This window comes from Sphingomonas turrisvirgatae (genome assembly GCF_001721295.1).
GTDB classification, from domain to species: domain Bacteria; phylum Pseudomonadota; class Alphaproteobacteria; order Sphingomonadales; family Sphingomonadaceae; genus Sphingomonas; species Sphingomonas turrisvirgatae.
Window position 1 is genome coordinate 143,193 of record NZ_MDDS01000024.1, and the last position, 22,334, is coordinate 165,526.

25 protein-coding genes are annotated in these 22,334 nt (G+C 67.3%); 11 read left to right on the top strand and 14 right to left on the bottom strand.

The genetic code is table 11. The features are described from left to right. Positions 1-21: 21 nt before the first annotated feature. From BFL28_RS10505 to xseA, 7 genes are all read right to left on the bottom strand, one after another. Positions 22-1,497: a putative 2OG-Fe(II) oxygenase gene (locus BFL28_RS10505; RefSeq protein WP_069320502.1), complete on the bottom strand. Its 1,476-nt coding sequence runs from the start codon at positions 1,495-1,497 to the stop codon at positions 22-24. Beyond that, on the bottom strand, positions 1,494-3,509 hold the full coding sequence (locus BFL28_RS10510; protein WP_079247067.1) for a tetratricopeptide repeat-containing sulfotransferase family protein: 2,016 nt from the start codon (positions 3,507-3,509) through the stop codon (positions 1,494-1,496). Before BFL28_RS10510 ends, BFL28_RS10505 begins: the two co-directional genes overlap by 4 nt. Positions 3,510-3,525: 16 nt before the next feature. Further along, positions 3,526-3,765, bottom strand: coding sequence for a hypothetical protein (locus BFL28_RS10515; protein WP_069320504.1), 240 nt, complete (start codon positions 3,763-3,765; stop codon positions 3,526-3,528). Positions 3,766-3,882: 117 nt separating this feature from the next. Then, entirely contained in the window at positions 3,883-6,918 is a 3,036-nt protein-coding gene (locus BFL28_RS10520) for a TonB-dependent receptor domain-containing protein (protein WP_173655724.1), read from the bottom strand. Between the two features lie 208 nt (positions 6,919-7,126). Next, entirely contained in the window at positions 7,127-7,978 is an 852-nt protein-coding gene (locus tag BFL28_RS10525) for a M23 family metallopeptidase (protein ID WP_069320506.1), read from the bottom strand. Positions 7,979-7,980: 2 nt separating this feature from the next. Next, complete coding sequence (locus tag BFL28_RS10530) at positions 7,981-8,181, bottom strand: DUF2093 domain-containing protein (protein WP_069320591.1); 201 nt, start codon at positions 8,179-8,181, stop codon at positions 7,981-7,983. A gap of 14 nt (positions 8,182-8,195) precedes the next feature. Beyond that, complete coding sequence (xseA, locus tag BFL28_RS10535; protein ID WP_069320507.1) at positions 8,196-9,572, bottom strand: exodeoxyribonuclease VII large subunit; 1,377 nt, start codon at positions 9,570-9,572, stop codon at positions 8,196-8,198. On the opposite strand from xseA, the gene purD reads away from it, so the two are divergent. Then, positions 9,571-10,839 (top strand): phosphoribosylamine--glycine ligase, encoded by a 1,269-nt coding sequence (purD, locus tag BFL28_RS10540; RefSeq protein WP_069320508.1) that lies wholly within the window; start codon positions 9,571-9,573, stop codon positions 10,837-10,839. The two genes, xseA and purD, sit on opposite strands and share 2 nt — an antisense overlap. 27 nt (positions 10,840-10,866) lie before the next feature. On the opposite strand, the gene gmk is transcribed toward purD, so the two are convergent. From gmk to BFL28_RS10565, 5 genes are read right to left on the bottom strand one after another with little or no spacing between them, the layout of a single operon-like run. Beyond that, on the bottom strand, positions 10,867-11,541 hold the full coding sequence (gene gmk, locus BFL28_RS10545; protein ID WP_069320592.1) for a guanylate kinase: 675 nt from the start codon (positions 11,539-11,541) through the stop codon (positions 10,867-10,869). A gap of 42 nt (positions 11,542-11,583) precedes the next feature. Further along, positions 11,584-11,781: a hypothetical protein gene (locus BFL28_RS10550; RefSeq protein ID WP_069320509.1), complete on the bottom strand. Its 198-nt coding sequence runs from the start codon at positions 11,779-11,781 to the stop codon at positions 11,584-11,586. Further along, entirely contained in the window at positions 11,778-11,975 is a 198-nt protein-coding gene (locus BFL28_RS10555; protein WP_069320510.1) for a hypothetical protein, read from the bottom strand. Before BFL28_RS10555 ends, BFL28_RS10550 begins: the two co-directional genes overlap by 4 nt. Positions 11,976-12,029: 54 nt before the next feature. Continuing rightward, on the bottom strand, positions 12,030-13,415 hold the full coding sequence (fumC, locus tag BFL28_RS10560; RefSeq protein ID WP_069320511.1) for a class II fumarate hydratase: 1,386 nt from the start codon (positions 13,413-13,415) through the stop codon (positions 12,030-12,032). A gap of 50 nt (positions 13,416-13,465) precedes the next feature. Then, a complete protein-coding gene (locus BFL28_RS10565) occupies positions 13,466-13,948 on the bottom strand; it encodes an SspB family protein (RefSeq protein ID WP_069320512.1) in 483 nt (160 codons plus the stop codon). A gap of 100 nt (positions 13,949-14,048) precedes the next feature. On the opposite strand from BFL28_RS10565, the gene hisB reads away from it, so the two are divergent. The 10 genes from hisB (at position 14,049) to BFL28_RS10615 (ending at position 20,257) form a co-directional block, all read left to right on the top strand. Beyond that, entirely contained in the window at positions 14,049-14,636 is a 588-nt protein-coding gene (gene hisB / locus BFL28_RS10570) for an imidazoleglycerol-phosphate dehydratase HisB (protein WP_069320513.1), read from the top strand. Continuing rightward, entirely contained in the window at positions 14,637-14,921 is a 285-nt protein-coding gene (locus tag BFL28_RS10575; protein ID WP_069320514.1) for a YciI family protein, read from the top strand. It abuts the gene before it with no gap. After that, positions 14,918-15,517, top strand: a complete 600-nt coding sequence (gene hisH, locus BFL28_RS10580) for an imidazole glycerol phosphate synthase subunit HisH (RefSeq protein WP_069320515.1) — start codon at positions 14,918-14,920, stop codon at positions 15,515-15,517. The genes BFL28_RS10575 and hisH overlap by 4 nt, the downstream gene beginning before the upstream one ends. Positions 15,518-15,530: 13 nt before the next feature. Continuing rightward, a complete protein-coding gene (gene hisA, locus BFL28_RS10585) occupies positions 15,531-16,247 on the top strand; it encodes a 1-(5-phosphoribosyl)-5-[(5-phosphoribosylamino)methylideneamino]imidazole-4-carboxamide isomerase (protein ID WP_069320516.1) in 717 nt (238 codons plus the stop codon). Beyond that, the gene (gene hisF / locus BFL28_RS10590; RefSeq protein ID WP_069320517.1) at positions 16,244-17,008 is read left to right on the top strand and encodes an imidazole glycerol phosphate synthase subunit HisF; all 765 of its coding nucleotides are present in this window, start codon (positions 16,244-16,246) and stop codon (positions 17,006-17,008) included. Before hisA ends, hisF begins: the two co-directional genes overlap by 4 nt. A gap of 35 nt (positions 17,009-17,043) precedes the next feature. Next, positions 17,044-17,235: a hypothetical protein gene (locus tag BFL28_RS10595; RefSeq protein WP_069320518.1), complete on the top strand. Its 192-nt coding sequence runs from the start codon at positions 17,044-17,046 to the stop codon at positions 17,233-17,235. 32 nt (positions 17,236-17,267) lie between these two features. Beyond that, positions 17,268-17,588 carry a phosphoribosyl-ATP diphosphatase gene (locus BFL28_RS10600; protein WP_069320519.1) on the top strand — a complete coding sequence of 107 codons (321 nt, stop codon included), beginning with the start codon at positions 17,268-17,270 and terminating at the stop codon, positions 17,586-17,588. A gap of 16 nt (positions 17,589-17,604) precedes the next feature. Beyond that, the gene (locus BFL28_RS10605) at positions 17,605-17,982 is read left to right on the top strand and encodes a histidine triad nucleotide-binding protein (RefSeq protein WP_069320520.1); all 378 of its coding nucleotides are present in this window, start codon (positions 17,605-17,607) and stop codon (positions 17,980-17,982) included. A gap of 103 nt (positions 17,983-18,085) precedes the next feature. After that, positions 18,086-19,663 carry an amino acid permease gene (locus BFL28_RS10610; protein ID WP_069320521.1) on the top strand — a complete coding sequence of 526 codons (1,578 nt, stop codon included), beginning with the start codon at positions 18,086-18,088 and terminating at the stop codon, positions 19,661-19,663. A 123-nt stretch (positions 19,664-19,786) separates the two neighbouring features. After that, a complete protein-coding gene (locus BFL28_RS10615) occupies positions 19,787-20,257 on the top strand; it encodes a ferritin-like domain-containing protein (protein ID WP_069320522.1) in 471 nt (156 codons plus the stop codon). A gap of 37 nt (positions 20,258-20,294) precedes the next feature. Here BFL28_RS10615 and BFL28_RS10620 read toward each other — a convergent pair whose 3' ends face one another. Then, the gene (locus tag BFL28_RS10620) at positions 20,295-21,236 is read right to left on the bottom strand and encodes a Vgb family protein (protein ID WP_069320523.1); all 942 of its coding nucleotides are present in this window, start codon (positions 21,234-21,236) and stop codon (positions 20,295-20,297) included. Positions 21,237-21,304: 68 nt separating this feature from the next. Further along, the gene (locus BFL28_RS10625) at positions 21,305-22,300 is read right to left on the bottom strand and encodes an adenosine kinase (protein ID WP_069320524.1); all 996 of its coding nucleotides are present in this window, start codon (positions 22,298-22,300) and stop codon (positions 21,305-21,307) included. Positions 22,301-22,334: the final 34 nt, after the last annotated feature.

The following is a 22,334-nucleotide window of genomic DNA, read 5'->3' on the forward strand; positions in this document are numbered from 1 at the left end:
GCTCCTGCGGGTTCCGGCGCCTCAGCGGCGGGCGACGTCGAACGCCACGGTCAGCCGCTCGCCGCCGTCGATCGGCCGCGTGCCATGCCACATGGTCGAGGGGAACAGCACGAGGCGGCCCGGCCGCGGCTCCACCAGCCTGAACGGCTCCAGCCCGCCGGCCAGGTCAGCGGGCGGCTGGCCGAGCTGAAGCCAGCCATTTGGCGGCTCGCCCATCGCCGCAACCGGCGGCACGTCGACATAGAAGGCCGAACTGAACCAGCCATCGGGATGGACATGCGCGGTGTGGAAGCCCTGGCCGATCAGCCGGATCGACCATGAACCGGCAAAGCGCACCGGTCGATCGCGGCGCGCGCCAAGCTGCGGATGGCCCGCGCGCGGCGCAGGCAGTTGCGCGATATGCTGCTGCACCGCCGCGACGAGTTGCGCACGCAGTGCGGCGATCGCCGGGTCGATGTGCGAGAGCAGCGGCCCGTCGGTCTGCGTGCCGCCGCGCACCGATTGTTCGAGCGGCTGTCCGCTGCGCGCGTGAAGCTGGCGCAGCCGCGCGGCCAGCGGCGCGAAGTCGCCGGGAAGATCGACCACGCGGATCAGCGCGGCGTCGCCTTCCAGCGCGTTCCACCGCGGATCGCCCAGCAGCCGCCAGGCGATCGAAAGGTACGGCGTGACCAGTGGCGCACCCGGTCCGTTCAGCGTGGTTCGCACGATCGCCTCAATCCGGTCGGCCTGTCCACGCCGCAGCGCATGGCGGGCGCGATGCACCGCGACCGAGGGGTCTTCGATCGCCGGCAGGGCAGCGAAGGCGCGATCCGCCGCATCCAGCTGCCCGCTTTCGGTCAGCAACGTTGCTTCGTCGAACGCCAGGCCCAGATCGTTGCCGACGATCGTGCGGGCACGCCCCACCGTGGCGAGCGCCTGGTCCAGCAATTCGCCCTGTTTGAGGATGAACACCCGCTGCCGCCAGCGCAGCGGGTCACGCGGTGCAGCGGCAATTGCCTGGTCGATCGTCTCGGTGAGCCGATCGCGCTGCCCGGCGAGCCAGCGCAGCCGTGCGGCCAGGCCGTGCCCCTGCAGCCAGTCGGGTCGCTGCCCCAAGATCGGCGCCAATCCTTCCGCCGCCGCCGCCGCGCCGAGTTCGGCCAGCCGGGCGGCGGCCAGCCCCTGTTCGACGCCAAGATCGCCGGGGGCCAGCCGCTTGGCTCGCTCGAAATCTGGAACCGCGGGCAGCCCTGCTTCAAGTCGCGCATGGGCGAGGCCCTGCGCGATCCGAGCGTCGCTGGGGGCGAGTGCGGCGGCGCGCTCGAAGGCCGCGACGGCCGGCGCCAGGTCTTCAGCGGCGCGGTGGAGCAGGCCCAGCACTTGCCACAGCGGCGCATGACGCGGCGTGGCCGCGACTGCCGCTTGCAGCATGGGGATGGCGGACGCTTCCGTGCCATTGTCGAGGGCCGCGAGCCCCAGATCGACCGCAGCCGCGCCGTTGCGTGGATCGACGATCACTCGACCGCGCCGCTCGCCCCGTCCAGCGGACCGTTCGCATCCAGCGGGCCATAGCCGAAGCGCTCGGCCCAGGGCGCGAGGATCGGCAGGACCGGCGCCATGTGAGCGCGATAGCGCGTCCACCGCCCCTTGGCGCGGGCATAGATCTTCTCGGTCACCTGGTTGTAGCTTGGCGTGCGGATGATGCCGCGATCGCTTGCCGTGCGCTGGTGATCGAGCAGGCGATCGTCCCATTCGAGGCCGAGAAAGTCGATCAGCGGGCGCAACTCGCCCGCGAGATCGGCGACAAGCCCTTCATAGCGCAATTCGTGCACATCGAGCGGCATGACGGCGCGGCTCTGCTGCCAATAGCCCATTGCGGCATCATAGAAGCGCGCGGCGTTGGTGAGGTCGAGTAAGCTCGCCATCGCCTGGTTCACCTTGAAGTTCTGCATGAAGCAGCTCAGCACCGCGTCGCACGGGTGACGCAGCGCGAAGATGAACCGCGCGTCAGGGAAGATGCGGTGGATCAGCGGCCCGCGCAGCAGGTTGAGCGGCAGCTTGTCGATCACCAGCTTGCCCGGGTTGGCCGGCGCGACTTCGGCCAGCGCGCGGAAATAGCGTGCCCGCAGTTCGTTTACCGCCGCCTCATCGAGATCGGCGATTTGCGCCATGTCGTCAAAGCCCTGGCGAACCCGTGCCATCAGGGGTTCTTCTTCAAGCACATGCGTGGCCGGATGGCCCATCAGCACGGTGTCGAGCAACGTCGTGCCCGAACGCGGGAAGCCGACGAGGAAGACCGGCGCGGGCGGCGTGGCGGCAACCGTGACGGGCCGCCAGCTTGCCACCCATTCGGGCGTCGTAAGCTGCGCCAGTGACTCGACGTAGCGGCGATGCTCGGTTCCGTCGAAGCGCGCCGCGATCGGCTCGCGCGCCATCGCCTCGTTCATGCGCCGGAAGGCAGCAAAGGCGGTGTCGGTGTTGCCCAGCCGGTCGGCAAGCTGGCCGATCAGCTGGTTGAGGATGACCGTATCGACGGCGTCGCCCTGAACTTGCTGCGCCAAGGCGAGCGCGCCGCGTTCGTCCCCCCGGCGCCGCGCCGCGACCGCCTTGAGGAACGCCAGCACATCGCCTTCGGGGAGCCGCGCGGTCGCCTCGGCGAGCAAGGCAGCCAGATCGTCGAGGCGGTTGGCCTGTTCGAGCAGGATGCCGAGGTTGAGATAGGCTTGCGCGTCGCCGGGCTCGGCCTGAAGCGCGAAGCGATAGCCCTGCTCGGCGCGATCGAACTCGCCGAGCTCGGCGAAGGTCAGGCCGATCGCCACGAAGATCTCGGCGCTGGTACGGTCGATCCGCGCAGCGTCGCCCAGTCGCGCGAGCGCATCGCCATGCGCGCCGACGCGGTTCAGCGCTCGACCCAGTTCGAGCAGCGTCAGCGCATCGGAAGGATCGGCCGCCGCCGCCTGTTCGAGCCGCTCCACGCTTTGCGCATAGCGGCCCGCCGCGCCCAGCGCCTTGCCCAGATTGCGCTGGATCAGCGCGGAGCCGGGTGAGAGCGCCAACGCGCGCTCGAACGCCATCACCGCCGCGTCGCCATCGCCCGCGTCGAGCGCCGCATTGCCGAGATTGTTCCACGCCGCATGGTCGCCCGGCTGTGCAGCCACGGCGGCGCGATAGGCCGCCATTGCCTGCGCGGGATCGCCGGCCAGCTTCAGGATGTCGCCGCGTAACCGGACCAGTTCCGGCGGGGCGTCGGGCACATCCGCCACGCTCGCCGCCTCGCGATAAGCGCCGACGTCGAGCAGCGCGCGAGCGAAATTGACGCGCAGCGCCATGTCCCGGGGTGTGAGGGCGAAGGCGCGCCGCAGCAGCGGCGTGCCGCGTGCTGCGTCCCCGGCCTGGCAGGTGACGACACCGACCAGGTGCAGCAGACCGGGGTCCTTGGGACGCGCGGCAAGCAGGCTCTCCCCCAGCTTGCGCGCGGCGATCAGATCGCCGCGTTGCGCCAGCGCGACGACATCGGCCATGCGAGTCATTGACGGTTCCGCCCGATCATTGCGGCCTGGGCGGGCCTTCGTCCGGGTTCATCTTCGGGCCGCCTTGCAGCTCGTCCATCAGCCGGCGGTCGCGCTCGGCCTGCGCATCGATTTCGGACTGTTTGCGGCAGACGCGCTTGGCAAACCGCGTGCCGCTGGGGATGCGGTTCTTGCAGACGACCGCGTCCTCCGCCTTCTTCGCTTCGGGGGCGGGCTGCGCGGCCGCGGCGAACGCCGTGATCGTCAACAGGATCATCGCTTGTTCCAATCGAACTCGTCAGGCTGGCGACGCTATCATGTTCGCTGCGCCAGGCAAAAGAAAAGGGGCGGAAACGCAGCCGCGCTCCCGCCCCATATTCCCCTCGTCCGAAGATCAGAACTTCAGACGCGCCTGCACGTAGGCACGGCGACCGATGACGTCGTACAGCGACGGATCGGTGCCCGACTGAACGTTCGGCGTGTACTGCGGCGGCTGGCGATCGAACGCGTTGTTCACGCCCAGACGCAGCGTCAGCGCTTCGACCTTGGCTTCGACCGCGAAGTCGAAGTACCAGACCGAACCCGGCCCCGTGAACTCTTCGCCCGGGAACTGGATCGACGCGCGGTTCACCATCTTGTCGATGTAGCGGACGCGGGTCGACAGCGTGATCGGATCGAAGTTCCAGGCCACGTTGCCGGTACCGCGCCAACGCGGGAAGCTGGTGCCGAGGCCGGCGCCGAACACCGACGCCGAGCCGGCATAGTCCAGCGTCACGCCCGGCAGTTCGTTGACCTTGTAGTCGATCAGATAGTTGACCCACAGACCGAAGTTGAGCGCCGAGCTTTCGCCGACAAACGCGGTCGGCAGCTTGTAGCCGAGCTGGAAGTCGATACCCGAGGTCTTGATCTTGCCCTGGTTGATCGCGGTGAAGTTGGAGTTGGCGTCACCGCCCAGCGCCGAGTCCACCGCGATGAAGCTGAAGTTGCTTCCCGAACGAACCACGCTCGAGCAATAGGGGTTCGTCGCGCTCAGACCGCTGTTGAGACCGCCCTGATAACCGTAGCAAGCTGCGATGAACAGGTTGGTGTCGGGACCGAACACCGGGTCGCTGATGTTGATGTTGTAATAGTCGATCGACCCCGTGAACCCGGCGACGTCGAACGCGATACCGCCGGTGAACGTGTCCGCCTTTTCCGGCTTCAGGTTCGGGTTGCCGGCAATGCCGAGATTGACCTGCAGACCCGGTGTCGCGACGAACGATGCCGGTGCGCCAACGCCGGTCGCCTGGCAGAGGGCCGTGGCGGCGGCACCGCCGCTCGTACGGAAATTGGTGCCGATCGAGCAGGGATCGAACGCCTGCACGAACGATGCGCCGCCCGAGAACAGCTCACCAAAGTTCGGCGCGCGGACCGAGCGCTGGTAGGTGCCGCGGAAGCGGACTTCCGGGATCGGCGCCCACGACAGTTCGGCCTTGTAGGCGCTGGACCAGACCGGATCGCCGTCGATGCCGTTCTGAATATCGTTGAAGTCGCTGCGCGACGCACGATAGCCGAGCGTCAGGTCGAGCGTGTCAGCCCAGGACGAACCCTTGGCGATCGGCACGTAGAGTTCGCCGAAGATATCGAGGAAGCTGTTGGTGCCAAGGTCGGGCGTCGCCGTGTTGAAGCCGGCGATCGGGCCGGACAGCGCGCCCGGATCGAACTCGTAACGGAACTGGCGGCTTTCGACGCCGAGGACCGCCGCGAGCGTGCCGGCCGGCAGCGTGGCGAGGTCACCCTGCACATAGCCCTGGGCGATGCGCTGCGTGAACTCGGTACGGGTGAAGCCGGTCTCGTTCAGATATTCGACGCAAGCTGCCGAGAGCGGCTGAATGCCGAACGGATTGTAACCGCCTGCGCAGATGCTGTTGCCGCCATCGGGTGCCTCGAGCAGCGCCTGGAGGTTCTGCACGTTGACGTTGCCCGACGCCGCGACGTCGATCGTGGTGCGACCCCACGAATAATAGGCCTCGTAACGCCAGCCCGGCGCGATTTCGCCGCGCAGGCCGCCCATCAGCTGGATGACCGTGTTGGTGTTCTCGCTCTCACGCAGGCCGGTGTTGAGCGAGCGGATCGACATACGGATCGGTTCGGTCGCCCCCGAGCCGACCAGCGCAGGGTCGTCGCCCGTACGCGTTGCAAGCAGCGCACGCAGATCGGCCGGGATGAACGGGTTGGTAACCGGCACGATGCTGTTCGTGATGAACCCGGTCTGGACCAGGTTCGACGTCGCGAAGGACGTGCTCGGCGAGGTGCCGGTGCGATAGATGCGCGTGCCGATCGGGGTCGGCGCCAGCGCGGTTGCCGACTTGGTTTCGGTATACGACCCTTGGAAGAAGACGTCGAACGACTCGTTCAGTTCGTAATTACCCTTGGCGAACGCCGACTTGCGCTCGAACGGGAGCACCAGCAGGTTGATCGCGTCGAAGTTGTACGAATAGAAATCCGGGAAGAAGTTCTGGTTCGCACCAGCCGCGTCCGACCCGTCAGCCGCGTAGCGATAGTTGGAGACGTTGAGCGGCGAGTTGAAGATGCCGGCGCCAAACAGCGAGCCGTCCTGATTGAAATGAATCTGGCTCGAGTTGGCCACGGGCGCCTGTGCAGCCGCGACGCCATAACCCGCGAAGATGGCGTTGATCGCCGCTTGCGAGACGGCGTTCCCCGCGACTTCCACGAAGCGGCCGGTCGGCGGCGTGCCGGTGGTCGAGGTCGCCTGCGCCGCGAACGGACGCTGCGCCTTGATCAGGCCTTCACGCTCGGCATATTCGAACGCGACGGCGATGTTGCCCTTGTTGTCGGCGAAGTTGCCGCCGATCACGCCCGAGATCTGATATTCGCGCGCGTCGGTTTCGGGGATCGAGTTGGCGTAGGTCGCGCGAAGATCGACGCCCTCGAAATTCTCCTTGAGGCGGATGTTGACCACGCCCGCGATCGCGTCGGCACCATAGGTCGCGCCGGCGCCGCCGGTGACGACTTCGATCCGCTCGATCAAGCCCTGGGGAATGGTGTTCAAATCGACCGTCTGGTCGGCAGCCGACACCATCGGGCGACGGCCGTCGAGCAGGACGAGGTTACGGTTCGAACCCAGGCCGCGCAGGTTGACGTTCGACTGACCGCCATTGCCCGGATTGTTCGAGGTCGAGGTGCCGGCCGGATTGACCTGCGGCAGCGTGTTCAGGAACGTGTCGAGCGTGATGTCGGCATTTTCCGTCGCCTGGTCGCCGGTGACGACCGCGATCGGGCTGTTCGATTCAAGATTGGGACGAGCGATGCGCGAACCCGTGACGACGATCGATTCCTGATCGTCCGCCACCGCGTCCTGCGCAACAGCTGGCAAGGCAAACATCGTTCCGCTGATCAGCAGCGTCGACGTCAGCAACCGCTTCCGCACATTCGATACCATATTGCTGCACCCCTTTTTTATCAGGTGGCCGGCGCCATCCCGTTTTCGTCACGCGCACGGTTTACGGGCGCGTAATCGGGCAAACATAGATTGCAGGAGTTTCTTCGCACAAGCGGGCGTTAGCTTCGCTTTCATTTGTTACGGCTGCGTGGCAATTTCGCCACACTTTAGCAACACTGCGTACCGCCCCCCGCGTTCAGCTTGCGGCAGGCGTCATCGGCCCGGCGAGCAGCAACGGGTCGATCTTTGCATCGCGCCATCGCATGCCCCAATGGAGATGAGGCCCAGTCGCGCGGCCGGTCATGCCGATCGCGCCGATCGGCTGCCCCTGGCGCACGATGTCGCCCGCCTGCACGTCGATGCGCGAGAGATGCAGGAACGCGCTGTTCAGCCCCATGCCATGATCGATCATCAGCAGCCGCCCCTCCAACGTGAAGGGCGATGCGGCGGCGAGGATGACCACGCCGTCCGCCGGGGCGAGAACGGGTGTGCCGGTGGGCCGCGCGACATCGACGCCGCCATGATAGGCGCCAGGCTCCCCCTTGTAGATGCGCTGAGCACCGAACAGGCCGGAGATTCGCCCCGTGGCCGGCCAAATGAAGCGCTGCCGCCAGCCTTGCGACGCGGCATTGACGGCGCGCGCAGCGGCGATCTGCGCCAATTCGGCGGGGCGGCGGCGCGCGAACTCGGCGCTGGGCTGCGACACGCGCGGCAGGGTGTTGAGCCGTTCGATCCGCCAGGCGCGCGGCTGGACCTGAAGCGTGCGGCGCACGATGCTGCCATCGGGGCGCGTGGCGACGATTTCCGCGGTTGGCCCCGCGTCGCGGTCGAAGGCGATCAGGAAGCGGCCGTCCGGCGCCATCGGCACGTCCGAGCCGTTGAAGGTGAGGCGGACAGCCCGGGATGGCGCGGTGCCGAGCACCGTTCCGCCCTGGATCATCGGCCCGTCGAAGGAAAAATCCGCTCGCGCCTGAACTGCCGGGTGCGCGGGCTGTGCCTGTGCCGTGCCCGTCAAGCCGATCGCCAGCACGGCCGCCGCCATTCGCATGGTCAAGCGGTCAGCGCCGCCTTGGTCGCCAGTTCGGCGCTGGCATAGGGTTCCTGCTTCACGACGCTCCAATAGCGCAGCGCATCGAGCGGGATTTTCTCGCCGCTCACCGCGCAGACGACATGGTCGCCGGTCGCGAGCATGCGAAAGCCGTTCGCCATATAGTGCAGCTTGGCCGGACGGGCGGTGTTGGAGGACATCAGCATGGCACGCTCACTCAAAATAGATCGGGCTGTTCGGGCGGGTCGCCAGCATAGGATTTGCCGCCCGCGCGCTCAACCCGCGCATCCACGGTCCCGTCGGCGAAGTGCAGCTTGAGCGAGCCGGCCGCCCGCGCGCCGGCTGCGCTGCCCACGACCTTGCCGCTCACCCGCCCCTCGATCCAGGCATAGCCGCGGGCAAGCGGCTTTTCGGGATGGACGGACTGGAGCAGTCGGTCGAGCCCGGCCAGCCGATCGCTCGCCCGCGCGAGCCGCTGTTCAAGCACCGCCGGCCGTAACGCGCCGCCTGCGCGATCGAGCACGCCGCGCGCAGTCGCCACCCGTCGCTCCATCGCGCGATCGAGCCGTGCGGCGGCATCGTCGGCGCGCTGGCGCTGTGGTCCGAGCAGCTGATCGCGCTTGGGCAGCACGCGCACCAATGCGGTCAGCCGCTCACCGCCGCGCTCGTGATAGCGCCGTGCGCAACGCTCGGTGCGCAGCGAGAGGGTCGCGACGTGGTGCGCGAGGTCCGCACGGACCGGCACCGCCATCTCGGCCGCCGCGGTCGGCGTGGGCGCGCGGCGATCGGCCGCGAAGTCGCACAACGTCGTATCGGTCTCGTGGCCCACCGCCGAGATGATGGGGATCGAGCAATCGGCGACGGCGCGCACCACCGCTTCCTCGTTGAACGCCCACAAATCCTCGATCGACCCGCCACCGCGTGCCACGATGACGAGATCGGGGCGGCGCACGGGCCCGTCGGCCGGCATGGCATCGAAGCCGCGCACAGCCGCCGCAACTTCCTGTGCTGCACCCTGGCCCTGGACCTTTACCGGCCAGACGAGGACGTGGCTGGGGAAGCGGTCGGCGAGGCGGTGGAGAATGTCGCGGATCACCGCGCCGGTTGGCGACGTCACGACGCCGATCGTCCGGGGGGCGAATGGCCAGGCCGGCTCGGGCCGGTCGAACAGCCCCTCGCCCTTCAACTGCGCCTTCAGCCGTTCGAACAGCGCCATCAGTGCGCCTTCGCCGGCCAGTTCCATCCGTTCGATGACGATCTGATATTTCGACCGACCGGGATAGGTGGTGAGCTTGCCCGTCGCGATCACCTCGATCCCGTCCTGCGGCACGAATGGCACGAGGCCAGCCGCCCCGCGCCACATCACCGCATCGATCACAGCGTCGGCATCCTTGAGGCACAGATAGGCATGGCCGGAGGCGGCGCGCTTGTACCCCGAAATCTCGCCGCGCAGGCGAACATGGCCGAACTCGCCCTCGACCATCCGCTTCAGCTTTTGCGACAATTCGCCGACCGACAGGGCTGCGGCGTTGTCCCCTTCCCGCGCCTCGGCTACCAGCCGGCCCGAATGGATATCGTCGAAGGGATCAGACATGAACGTCCTGCTGCTGGGTTCGGGTGGCCGCGAACATGCGCTGGCGTGGAAGCTGGCGCAATCGCCGCGCCTCACTAGCCTTCATGCCATCCCCGGCAACCCCGGAATCGGCCAGCATGCAACGTTGCACGACGTGCCGCTGACCGATCATGCGGCGATCATCGACTTCTGCCGCGCGCAGGACATCGGTTTTGTCGTCGTAGGTCCCGAAGCGCCGCTGGTCGACGGCCTGTCGGACGCGCTGCGTGCCGCGAGCGTGCCGGTATTCGGTCCTTCGCAGGCCGCCGCGCAGCTCGAGGGATCGAAGGGCTTCACCAAGGACCTGTGCGCGCGCGAGAATATCCCGACGGCGGGCTATGTCCGCGTGCGCGATCTTGAAAGCGCCCGAGCCGCGCTGGCGCGCGATTTCGGCCGCCCGGTGGTGATCAAGGCCGATGGCCTCGCCGCCGGCAAAGGCGTGACGGTGGCGATGACCGAGGACGAGGCGCAGGCCGCCATCGCCGCAATCTTCGAGAAGCCGGGCGGCGAGGCGGTGATCGAGGAATTTCTGGAGGGCGAGGAAGCCAGCCTGTTCGTCCTGACTGACGGCAAGGCGTTCGTGACGCTGGGATCGGCGCAGGATCACAAGCGTGTCGGCGATGGCGACACCGGACCCAATACTGGAGGCATGGGCGCCTATAGCCCTGCGCGAGTGTTGACCCCGGCGCTGGAGGCCGAAGCGATCGAGACGATCATCCGCCCGACGATCGAGGGGATGGCGCGGGAGGGGATGCCTTATTCCGGCGTGCTCTATGCCGGGCTGATGCTGACTCGCACGGGTCCGAAGCTGATCGAATACAATGCCCGCTTTGGCGATCCCGAATGCCAGGTGCTGATGCTGCGGCTGGACGAGGATCTGCTCGAGTTGATGCTGGCGACGGAAGCCGGTGAGCTGACGGGACGGCCTGCCCCGCGCTTCGGCACGCAGACCGCGCTGACCGTGGTCATGGCCGCGAACGGCTATCCCGACACGCCGCAGACGGGCGGTGCGATCGGCGGGATCGAGGCGGCGGAGGGAACCGGGGCACAGGTGTTCCAGGCGGGAACGCGGCTCGATGGCGACCGCCTGGTCGCGGCGGGCGGGCGCGTGCTGACGGTTACCGCGACGGGTGCGACCGTGACGGAGGCGCAAGCCACCGCCTATCGCGCAGTGGATCGCATCGATTTTCCGGCCGGCTTCTGCCGCCGCGACATCGGCTGGCGCGAAGTGGGGCGGGAGGGACGTTGAGGCGGGAACGCCGCCACGGGCGAGCCGCTAACGCGTGGCGAGCCCCATTTCGATCGCCTCTTCCTGCCGTTCGCGGATGAAGCCGATCAGGCCCGGTTTGCGCGAGCGCTTTTCACGTTCCGCGCGCAGGATGTTGCGGACCTTTTCGAAGCACCGGTCCAGGTCGTCGTTGACCACGACATAGTCATAGCCGTCCCAGTGCGACAGTTCCCGCTCGGCCCGCTTCATGCGGTACTGGATCACGTCCTCGCTGTCGGTCGCGCGATCGCGCAGCCGCTTTTCGAGCTCGCGCAGCGATGGTGGCACGATGAAGACGCGAACGACGTCGCCGCCTTCCAGCTGAAACAGCTGTTGCGCACCCTGCCAGTCGACGTCGAACAGCACGTCCTTCCCCTCGGTCAGCATCTGCTTAACCGGGCCGCGCGGGGTGCCGTAGCGATAGTTGAAGACATGTGCCCATTCGAGGAATTCGTGCCGCGCCACGCGCGCCTTGAATTCCTCGGTCGACAGGAAATGATATTCGCGCCCGTCCTGCTCGCCCTCACGCATCGGGCGCGTGGTGGCGGACACCGACACGCTCATGCCCGGTTCTGCCGCCAGCAGCTTGCGCGCGATGGTGGACTTGCCTGCGCCAGAGGGCGAGGACAGGACGAACAGCACGCCCCTGCGGTCGAATTCGAATTTGGAATCGCGCTGCGCCATGCGCGCCTTTGGCGCGGCGATGGCGTTCACGTCAAGGATTCGTCAGCCGCGCGTGCGCCCGCGGCGCCGATCGAGCGCCTTCTTTGCGACATAGGCACCGCCCAGTGCCAGGCCGAGCGGCCCCATGCGCCGCATCGCGCTGCCGGCGATCCAGCCGAGCGCCGCGCCCTTCGCGCCGCCGCTGCCGTCGCGCCGGTCCATCTCACGCCCGACAAGCGCGCCGATAATTCTGCCGATCATGCCTTCGTCTCCTGCAGTCGGCGCTTGAGATAGGAATAGCCGAACGCCGCCGCGCCCAGCACGATTGCCGCCGGCACGACGGTTGTCGCCACCTTCCACGTCACCACGCCGACGGCAGCGCCAAGTGCGCCGCCTTCACCGTCGCTCGCATCGATCCGATGCCCGATATAGCCGGCAATCGCTTCACCGATCACGTCAGTCTCCTCGCTTGATCCAGATAAAGCGCGAAGCCCCCGCTTGTTCCAGTTTCACACCATCGCCTCGGGGCGAACCAGCCGGTCGAAGGTCGCTTCGTCGACCAGTCCCAGCTTCAACCCCGCCTCGCGCAGCGTCGTCCCTTCGGCCAGCGCGGTCTTGGCGATCTTTGCCGCATGGTCGTAACCGATTTCGGGCGCGAGCGCGGTGACGAGCATCAGCGAGCGATCCACCAGTTCGGCGATGCGGCCCTCATTCGCCTCAATCCCTTCGACACAGCGTTCGGCAAAGCTGGTCATGCCGACGCTGAGCAAATGGATCGAACGAAGCACGTTCGCGCCGATCAATGGCATGAACACGTTGAGCTCGAACTGGCCCTGCATCCCGCCGACCGTGACCGCCTGATGGTTGCCGATCACTTGCGCCGCGACCATCGTCAGCGACTCGACCTGCGTCGGATTGACCTTACCCGGCATGATCGAGCTGCCCGGTTCGTTGGCGGGGAGCGACAGCTCGCCAAGTCCCGATCGCGGCCCGGAGCCCAGCAGGCGGATATCGTTTGCAATCTTGTTGAGCGCGACCGCCAGCGTGCTGAGCGCGCCGGAGAAGAAGACGAGCCCGTCCTTGGCGGCCAGCGCCTCGAACTTGTTGGGCGCTTCCTCGAACCGCTCGCCGGTGATCGCGCCGATCGCGGCGACCATGTCCGTGGCCCAACCCTCAGGCGCGTTGAGGACGGTACCGACCGCCGTGCCGCCGATCGCGAGCTTGCGCAAATCGCCGTCGAGCGCGCCTTCGATCCGCGCACGGCAACTGACAAGCTGGGCGGCATAGCCGGAAAACTCCTGCCCCAGCGTCAGCGGGGTGGCATCCTGAGTATGGGTACGGCCGATCTTGACGATGCCGTCCCATCGGCGCGCCTTTTCGGCCAGGGCCTGAGTCAGCGCGTCGAGTGCGGGCAACAGCGCATCGTGCGTCGCCAGCACCGTCGCGACGTGCAGCGCCGTGGGGAAGCTGTCGTTGGACGACTGGCTCATGTTGACATGATCGTTGGGGTGGACCGGTGACTTGCCGCCCCGCGTGCCGGCCAGCCGCTCATTGGCATAGCCCGCGATGACCTCGTTCACGTTCATGTTGGTCTGCGTGCCGCTGCCCGTCTGCCAGATCACCAGCGGAAACTGATCGTCCAGCTTGCCCGAAACGATGGCCTGCGCCGCTTCCTCGATCGCCGCGACGATGTCCTGCGACAGGCCATGCCTGGCATTCACCCGCGCCGCGGCCTGCTTCACGATCGCCTGCGCGCGGACAATGCCGATCGGCATGCGTTCGGTCGGGCCGAACGGAAAGTTCTCGATGCTGCGCTGAGTTTGCGCGCCCCAATAGGCGTCGGCGGGTACTTCGATCGCGCCGATCGAATCGGTTTCGGTGCGGGTGTTGGTCATACAGCCTCCTGACGCTCCCAAGCTGGGAAGCGGGACGCTGCGCGCAACCCCTATTTCTTGCGCTTGAAGTCCACGGCGACGACGTTCGAGCCATCCTCGACCGGCGCGATCGTCGGGCCGTCATTCTCAGCCTCGTCATGCGGCTCGGGCCCATCGGGCTCTTCGGCCGCCTGGAAGCGCAGCTCGAAATTGACGGCGGGGTCGTGGAAGCCGGTGATCGCGGCGAACGGTATCGTCAGGATCGACGGGATCTGGTTGAAGGAAAGACCGACCGAAAACCGCTCGGCATCGACCTTCAGGTCCCAGAAACGATGCTGAAGGACGATCGTCATTTCGTCCGGAAACCGTTCGATCAGCCGGTCGGGGATGTCGACGCCCGGCGCGCGCGTCTTGAAGGTGATGTAGAAGTGATGGGTTCCGGGTAGCGCGCCGGTGGCCGCCACCTGGTCCAGCACGCGGCCGACGACCGCGCGCAGTGCCTCCTGCACGATCTCGTCATAGGGAATCAGGCTGTCGGGCACGCTACCATTCATGCCCCTGACCTAACGCGCCGATCCCTGCGGTCAAGATGAAGTCGGGCAAGCGATAGTCGCGATTGATTGCACCAGCCCGCGCAGCCGCTATGGAGCCGCCATGCGAACCGCGACGATCAGCCGCAAGACCAGCGAGACGTCGGTCGACGTCACGGTCAACCTGGACGGCACCGGCGCCTATGCCGTTTCGACCGGCATCGGCTTTTTCGACCATATGCTGGAACAGCTCTCGCGCCATTCGCTGATCGACCTGACCGTCAAGACGGTCGGCGACCTGCACATCGATCAGCATCACACGGTCGAGGACACCGGCCTTGCGATCGGTGAGGCGGTGGCCAAGGCGCTGGGCGACAAGCGCGGCATCCGCCGCTATGCCGACGCGCTCTCGCCGATGGACGAGACGCTGACGCGGGTCGCGATCGACATTTCGGGCCGGCCGTTCCTGGTGTGGAAGACGCAGTTCAGCCAGAAGCGGCTGGGCGAGATGGACACCGAGATGTTCGAACACTGGTTCCACAGCTTTGCACAGACCGCCGGCGTCACGCTGCATGTCGAGACGCTTTACGGCACCAACAACCACCATATCGCCGAAGCGGCGTTCAAGGGCCTTGCCCGCGCATTGCGCGAGGCGGTCGAGATCGATCTTCGCAAGGCCGACGCGATCCCCTCGACCAAGGGGACGCTGTAAGTGATCGTCGTGCTGCTGACCTACAAGGTCGCGCCCGATGCGGTCGCGGCGCACCGCGCGGCGCATGTCGAGTGGCTGAACCACGGCGTCGCGGATGGCCGCGTCCTGCTGGCCGGGCGGAAGCCGAGCGCGGATGGCGGCATGTTCATCGCGCGCGGCACGCTTGCGCAGGTCGAGGCGTGGGCGGCCCACGATCCGTTCGCGCGTGAGGGACTTGCCGATTATCAGTTCGTCGAGATCACGCCGACCATCCTGGCCCCCGGGCTGGAGGCGCTCGGCCAGTGAGTATCGCGCTGATCGACTATGGCGCGGGCAATCTCCACTCCGTCCACAATGCGCTGAAGGCCGCCGGGGCGAGCGACATTGCGGTCACGGCCGATCCCGATGTCGTCGCCAGGTCTGACCGGATCGTCCTGCCCGGCGTGGGCGCGTTCGGCGCGTGCGCGGCCGGTCTGCGCGCCATTGCCGGGATGGTCGAGGCGATGGAGCAGCGCGTGCTGGACGAAGGCGCGCCGTTCCTGGGCGTGTGCGTCGGCATGCAATTGCTGGCGAGGACCGGCGAGGAACTCGGCGTCCATCAGGGCCTCGGCTGGCTCGACGGGACCGTGCGCCAGTTGGATGCCAGTGAAGTCCGGGTGCCGCACATGGGCTGGAACGACGTCGTTCCCGCTGCCGATCACCCGTTGATCGAACCGGGCGAGGCCTATTTCCTGCACAGCTTCGCCTATGCAGGTGACGGCATCCTCGCCACGACCCTTCATGGCGGCCCGGTCACCGCCGCGATCGGCCGCGACAACATCGCCGGCGTGCAGTTCCACCCCGAAAAGAGCCAGGCCTATGGCCTCGCGCTCCTGCAACGCTTCCTCAACTGGCGCCCTTGAAGGTTTTTCCGGCATGATCGTTTTCCCAGCCATCGACTTGAAGGCCGGCCAGGTCGTCCGCCTTGCGGAAGGCGACATGGATCGCGCCACCGTTTATGGCGACAATCCTGCGGCGCAGGCGAAGCTGTTCGCCGATGCCGGGGCGACGCATCTGCATGTCGTCGATCTGGACGGCGCCTTCGCAGGCGCATCGGTCAATGGCGATGCGGTCGCCGGGATCGTCGCGGCCTTTCCGGGCAAGGTTCAGCTGGGCGGCGGCATCCGCAATCGCGCCGCAGTCGAGCGCTGGCTGGGACTCGGCGTCGAGCGCGTCGTCATCGGCACCGCCGCGCTGGAGGACCCTGATTTCGTGCGCGACGCCGCTGCCGCGCATCCGGAGCGGATCGTCGTGGCGGTGGACGCGCGCGATGGCTTCGTCGCGATCAAGGGCTGGGCCGATGTCTCGACGGTGCCGGTCGCCGACCTGGGCAAGCGGTTCGAGGATGCCGGCGTCGCCGCCCTCCTCTTCACCGATGTCGGGCGTGACGGCCTGCTCAAGGGGTGCAACGTCGCGGCGACGACCGCGCTTGCGCGTGAGGTGGCGATCCCCGTCATTGCCAGCGGCGGTGTTGCAGGGATCGAGGACATACACGCGCTGACCGGCCAGCCCGGGATCGAGGGCGTGATCACCGGCCGCGCGCTGTATGACGGCCGCCTGGACCTGGCCGAGGCGATCCGGGTCGCCGCATGACCGTTCGCGCGCGCGTCATCCCATGTCTCGACGTCGCCAACGGGCGCGTGGTCAAGGGCGTGAACTTCGTCAATCTGCGCGATGCGGGCGATCCGGTCGAGCAGGCGCGCGCCTATGACGCGGCCGGCGCGGACGAATTGTGCTTCCTCGACATCACCGCGAGCCATGAAGCGCGCGGAACGATCATCGATGTCGTACGCCGCAGCGCTGAGGTCTGCTTCATGCCGCTGACGGTCGGCGGCGGCGTGCGCAGTGCCGAGGATGCGCGCGCGCTGCTGCTCGCCGGCGCGGACAAGGTCGCGGTCAATTCAGCGGCGGTGAGCCGACCCGAAGTGGTCAGCGAGATCGCCGACCGGTTCGGCAGCCAGTGCGTGGTGGCCTCGGTCGATGCGCGGCAGGTCGAACCCGGCCGGTGGGAGGTGTTCACCCATGGCGGCCGCAAGCCAACCGGGATCGACGCGGTCGAACACGCGCTGAAGCTGGCAAAGCTGGGCGCGGGCGAATTGCTGCTGACGTCGATGGACCGCGACGGCACGCGGGACGGCTATGACCTGGATTTCATCCGCACCGTCGCCGATGCGGTGACGGTGCCGGTGGTGGCGAGCGGCGGGGTCGGCAATCTCGACCATCTCGTCGCCGGCATTCGCGACGGGCACGCCAGCGCCGTCCTCGCCGCCTCGATCTTCCACTTTGGCGAAGCGACGATTGCGGACGCCCATGCGGCACTCGCCGCCGCGGGCATCCCGGTGCGCAGCCACTAACATTTTGGCAACCGCGCGGCGGCTACACCGCTGCCATGCTGCGCGCGCTCATCTTCTTCCTGGTCTTCTGCGCGGTGCCGACCCTTGCCGCGCACAATGGCGAGGTGACGCGCCGCACGATGCCGGAACTGTCCGACCTGGCACTGGCCGCCATGGCGGCGCTGGGCGTGTGGCTGGCGCAGCGCGCGATGCGGCGTCGCGCGCGCGATCGCCAAGAGCAGGATTGACAGCCGCGCCGCGCTGATCGACTGCCCGAACCATGGCGACCGACATCCTCGACACGCTCGAAGCGACGATCCGCGCGCGCCGCAGCGCCGACCCGTCCACCTCCTATGTCGCCAAGCTGACGCACAAGGGCCGCGCCAAGATCGCGCAGAAGCTGGGCGAGGAAGCGGTCGAGGCCGCGATCGCCGCAGTGCAGGACGATCGCGCGGGCCTGACCGGCGAGGCCGCCGACCTGATCTTCCACCTGCTCGTCCTGCTCGCCGACATGGGGCTGACGCTGGACGACGTCCGCGCCGAACTCGCCCGCCGCGAAGGCGTGTCGGGCATCGACGAAAAGGCCAGCCGGCCGACTTGATCCCTGGAGTCTCACCATGCCGATCGACGCCACCCAGCCCTATGACCCGAACAACGTCTTCGCAAAGATCCTGCGCGGCGAGATCCCGTCCAGCCGTGTCTATGAAGACGAATACGCCATCGCATTCCACGATATCGCGCCGGCCGCGCCGACCCACATCCTGGTCATTCCGACTGGCCCCTATGTCTCGTGGGACGATTTCTCGGCCAAGGCGTCGGATGCCGAGATCGCCGGCTTCGTCCGCGCCGTCGGCATCGTCGCGCGCGAGGCTGGGGCGGTCGAGCCGGGCTATCGCCTGCTCGCCAATGTCGGGCGCCATGGCGGACAGGAGGTCCCGCACCTTCACGTTCATGTCTTTGCAGGCCAGCCGCTCGGGCCGATGCTCGCGCGTTGACCTGAACATGTAAGGGATTGCGCGGCCCCGATTTGCGGTTAGGCTCCCCGCCATCATTTTCCGGCGACAGGGCAACAGCCGCGCCGGCTTAGGGGAAGCTTGCATGCAATTCGGCCGAGTCAAACCGCTCGACGCCATTTTGGCGACAGCAGAAAAGAAATCGCTTCATCGCTCGCTGGGCTGGTTCCAGCTGACGCTCTTCGGCATCGGCTGCGTCATCGGTACCGGCATCTTCGTGCTGACCTCCGCCGGCGCGCAAAAGGCCGGCCCGGGCCTCATGCTCGCCTTTGCCATCGCCGGCGCGATCTGCATCGTCGCCGCGCTGTGCTATGCCGAAATCGCTGCCATGGTCCCGGTGGCCGGGTCCGCCTACACCTATACCTATGCCACGATGGGCGAAGTCCTCGCCTGGACGGTCGGCTGGGCACTAGTCCTTGAATATGCCGTCGCCGCGTCGGCGGTGTCGGTCGGCTGGTCAGGCTATTTCACGGGCACGATCCTCAATGAGTTCCTCGGGATACAATTGCCTGCCTTCCTCTCCGGCGCGCCGCTGGCGCTGGGCGGGGTCGAGGGTGGCTTCATCAACTTGCCGGCAGTGTTCATCGCGCTGCTGATCACCGGGCTGCTGATGATCGGCACCACCGAAAGCGCCCGCGTCAACGCGATCCTCGTCGCGATCAAGGTGGCGGCGCTGACCGCGTTCGTTGCACTGACCCTGCCGAGCGACTATTTCTCGACCGACAAGTTCAACCCGTTCCTGCCGGCCGGCGTGTTCGGCGGCCTTGGCACCGGCGTCGGCGCGGTCGGCGCAGCGGCGACGATCTTCTTCGCCTATGTCGGCTTCGACGCGGTTTCGACTGCGGCCGAGGAAACCAAGAACCCGCAGCGCAACGTACCGATCGGCCTGATCGGCTCGCTGCTGTTCTGCACCGTCTTCTACATCCTGGTCGCTGCCGGGGCGATCGGCACGATCGGCGGCCAGCCGATCATGGGCCCGAACGGCGTCCCCTTCCCCGCCGGGTCGGAAGAGCTGGCGCGCCAGTGCGCCACTTACGCCGCGAACGACCTGCCGCTGGTCTGCTCCAACGAAGCGCTGGCGCATGTGCTGCGTCAGATCGGCTGGTCGGGCGTCGGCAACGCGCTGGGCATCGCGGCGTTCGTCGCGCTGCCTTCGGTCATCCTGATCCTGCTGTTCGGCCAGACCCGCGTCGCGTTCGTGATGAGCCGCGACGGCCTGCTCCCCGAATCGTGGAGCAAGGTGCATCCCAAATGGAAGACCCCGCACGTCATCACCGCGATCACGGGTTCGGTCGTCGCATTCGGCGCAGCGTTCCTGCCGGTCGGCAAGCTGGCGGATATCGCCAATGCCGGTACGCTCTATGCGTTCATGATGGTCGCCATAGCGGTCATGATGCTTCGCAAGACCGCCCCGAACCAGCCACGCAAGTTCCGTACGCCGGCGCTGTGGCTGATCGGGCCGCTGACCATCGCGGGCACGATCTTCCTCTACATCAACCTGCCGATCGATGCGATGCTCGTCCTGCCGCTGTGGGGTGCGATCGGCCTGGCGGTTTATTATGCGTACAGCCGCAGCCGAAGCCATCTGGGCCGCGGCATCGTGGAAAGCCATGAGGTCGAGGCGGTGACCGAGATCGAGCCGCATACGCCGGGCACGCACTGATCCGACGGACCCGTAAATGGAAAGGGGAGGCTTCGGCCTCCCCTTTTTCGTTGTGCGGCGGCTGCATCGTTTTCCGGCGGTCGGCGTTGAGGCGCCATCCCCCCGTTTTGGAGAACCGATCGCATGTTCGAGAACGAAAATGGCAGCCTGACCGTGCTCAAGACGCTGACCGACACGCTGGCCGACAGCGTGAACGGCTATCGCGATGCAGCGCAGCATGTCGAGGCGGCCGAGTTCCGCCAGCTCTTCACGCAGCTTGGCGACGACCGCAATCAGGCGCTGAGCGACCTCAAGGCCGAAGTCGCGCGGCTTGGCGGCAGCGTCGACAGCGACGGCTCGACGCTTGGCTACCTTCACCAGCGCTGGCTCGACTTCAAGGCCAGCGTCACCGGCCGCGACGACAAGGCGATCATCGACGAGGTCGAGCGCGGCGAGGATTATCTGAAGGACAAGTTCGAGACCGCGTTGAACGCCGACTCGCTCGATCCAGCGACCCGCGCCCCGATCGAGCGCGCCTATGCGTCAGTGCGGCAGGGCCATGACCGCGTACGCGACCTCAAGCATTCGCTCGAGGGTCAATCGGTCGGCGGCTGAGCCATGGCGAAAAGGGGAGGAATGCCCTCCCCTTTCATCACCGTTGGCCAGCCGCCTTGCCGCTCAGCAGCTTCAGCGGGACGCGGGCCAGCGTGAACGGCCGGACCGGATCATTGTCGGCGCGGTGCGCGAGCTGGGCATTGACCACGATCAGCTCGTCCCCGACCTTGGCCGCAGTTGCCGGCAAGCGGACTTCCGGCGCCTTGAAGCGCGAGACGACCTTGCCCGTCCGATACGCCCGGTCGAGCTGCACCGAGACGATTTCCGACGCTTCGGTGCGAACGACGTACAGCATGCCGCGATCCAGCACGAGGCCGTCCGAACCCGGCAAGGTCTCGCCACCCAGGTCGATCTGCTCGACGCGGCGCGCGCGCGTGTCGATGCGGAACAGCAAGCCCTTGTTGGCTTGCACCACGATCAGCGTGTCCGGGCCGGCGGCGGCGATGCCGTTTAGATTACCACCTTCGCCATATTGCAGCGGCGTGCCGTCATAGCGCATCCAGCGTGTCGCGGTGTCGGGCAGCGGCTTGGACAAGTCCACCGACCACAGCACCGGCGCGCGCGAATCGGTGAACCAGATGCGGCCGCCGGCGATCGCGGCATCGTTGATGAGGCCGATTTCGGGATCGGTCGCGATGGTGGCGATGCGCCGGTCATGCTGAGGATCGACGACGTAGATATTGCGGCTTCGCCCGCCCGCGATCCACAGCCGGTCCTGATCGTCCACCTTCATGCCGAACGCGCCGCCGATGCTCACCTGGCCGCGCAACGCCTCGGGCAACACGGTGCCACGACCGGTCGCCAGGTCGATCCGCGCGATCGTGCCGTCGCTCGATCCGGCGACGAATGCCGCGCGGCCGTCCCGCGTGATCGCGATGCCTTCGGGAAAGCTGATCGCGTTGGGCAGGGGCAGGGTCGATCCGCGCGATGCGGCGAGCAGCAGACAGGACGACAGGGCAAGCAAGACGGCACGCTTCATGGGATCTCCCCGGTGGTTGATGCCGCCATTCTAGCGCGCGGCCGGGACGATGCCAGTGCGGCGGCCGATCAGCCGAGCTTTGCCGCCACGGCCTTGAGGTCCGCTTCCGGCCGGGCGCCATAATGGCTGATGATCTCGGCCGCGCATGCCGCTCCGAGCTTCAGCGACTTCTCGACGCTCCAGCCCTGTGCCTGGCCGTGCAGGAAGCCCGCCGCGAACAAGTCGCCCGCACCAGTCGTGTCGACCACCTTCTCGATCGGCTCGGCAGCGACCGACACGCGCTCGCCGTTGGCCACCGCGATGGCGCCCTTTTCGCTGCGCGTCACCACCAGCAGCGGAACCTGCGCCGCCACCTGCGCGACTGCCGTGTCGAACTCGTCGTTTTGCGCGAGCGCCAGCAGCTCGCCTTCATTGGCGAACAGGATGTCGACCAGCCCGCCCTCGATCAGCTTGCGGAAATCGTCGCCGTGGCGGCTGATGCAGAACACGTCGGACAGGGTGAAGGCGACCTTGCGACCCGCGGCGCGAGCGACCTCGATCGCAGCGCGCATCGCCTGGCGCGGTTCTTCCGGGTCCCACAGATAGCCTTCGAGATAAAGGATCGCGCCGCCCGCGATCAGATCGCGGTCGAGCGCCGCCTGGGGCAGGAACTGCGATGCGCCGAGAAAGGTGTTCATCGTGCGCTGACCATCCGGCGTCACGAAGATGAGGCAGCGCGCCGTCGTCGGCTGCCCTTCGCGAACTTCGGTGCCGAACTCGACGCCAGCAGCGCGCAGATCGTGGCCGAACACCTGGCCGAGCTGATCGTCGGCAACTTGGCCGATGAACGCGGTCCGGCTGCCGAGCGCGGCCATGCCAGCGACGGTATTCGCGGCCGAGCCGCCCGATACCTCGCGCCCCGGCCCCATCTTGGCGTACAGCGCGTCGGCCTCTTCGGGCGAGAACATCAGCTGCATCGAGCCCTTGGCGACGCCAATCTCCTCGATGAAGCTGTCTTCGGCCTGCGCCAGGATGTCGACGATCGCGTTGCCGATGGCGACGACGTCATGGGTGGGTGCGGTCACTAGGGTCTCCGGTGATATGATCGTCCGCGCGCCT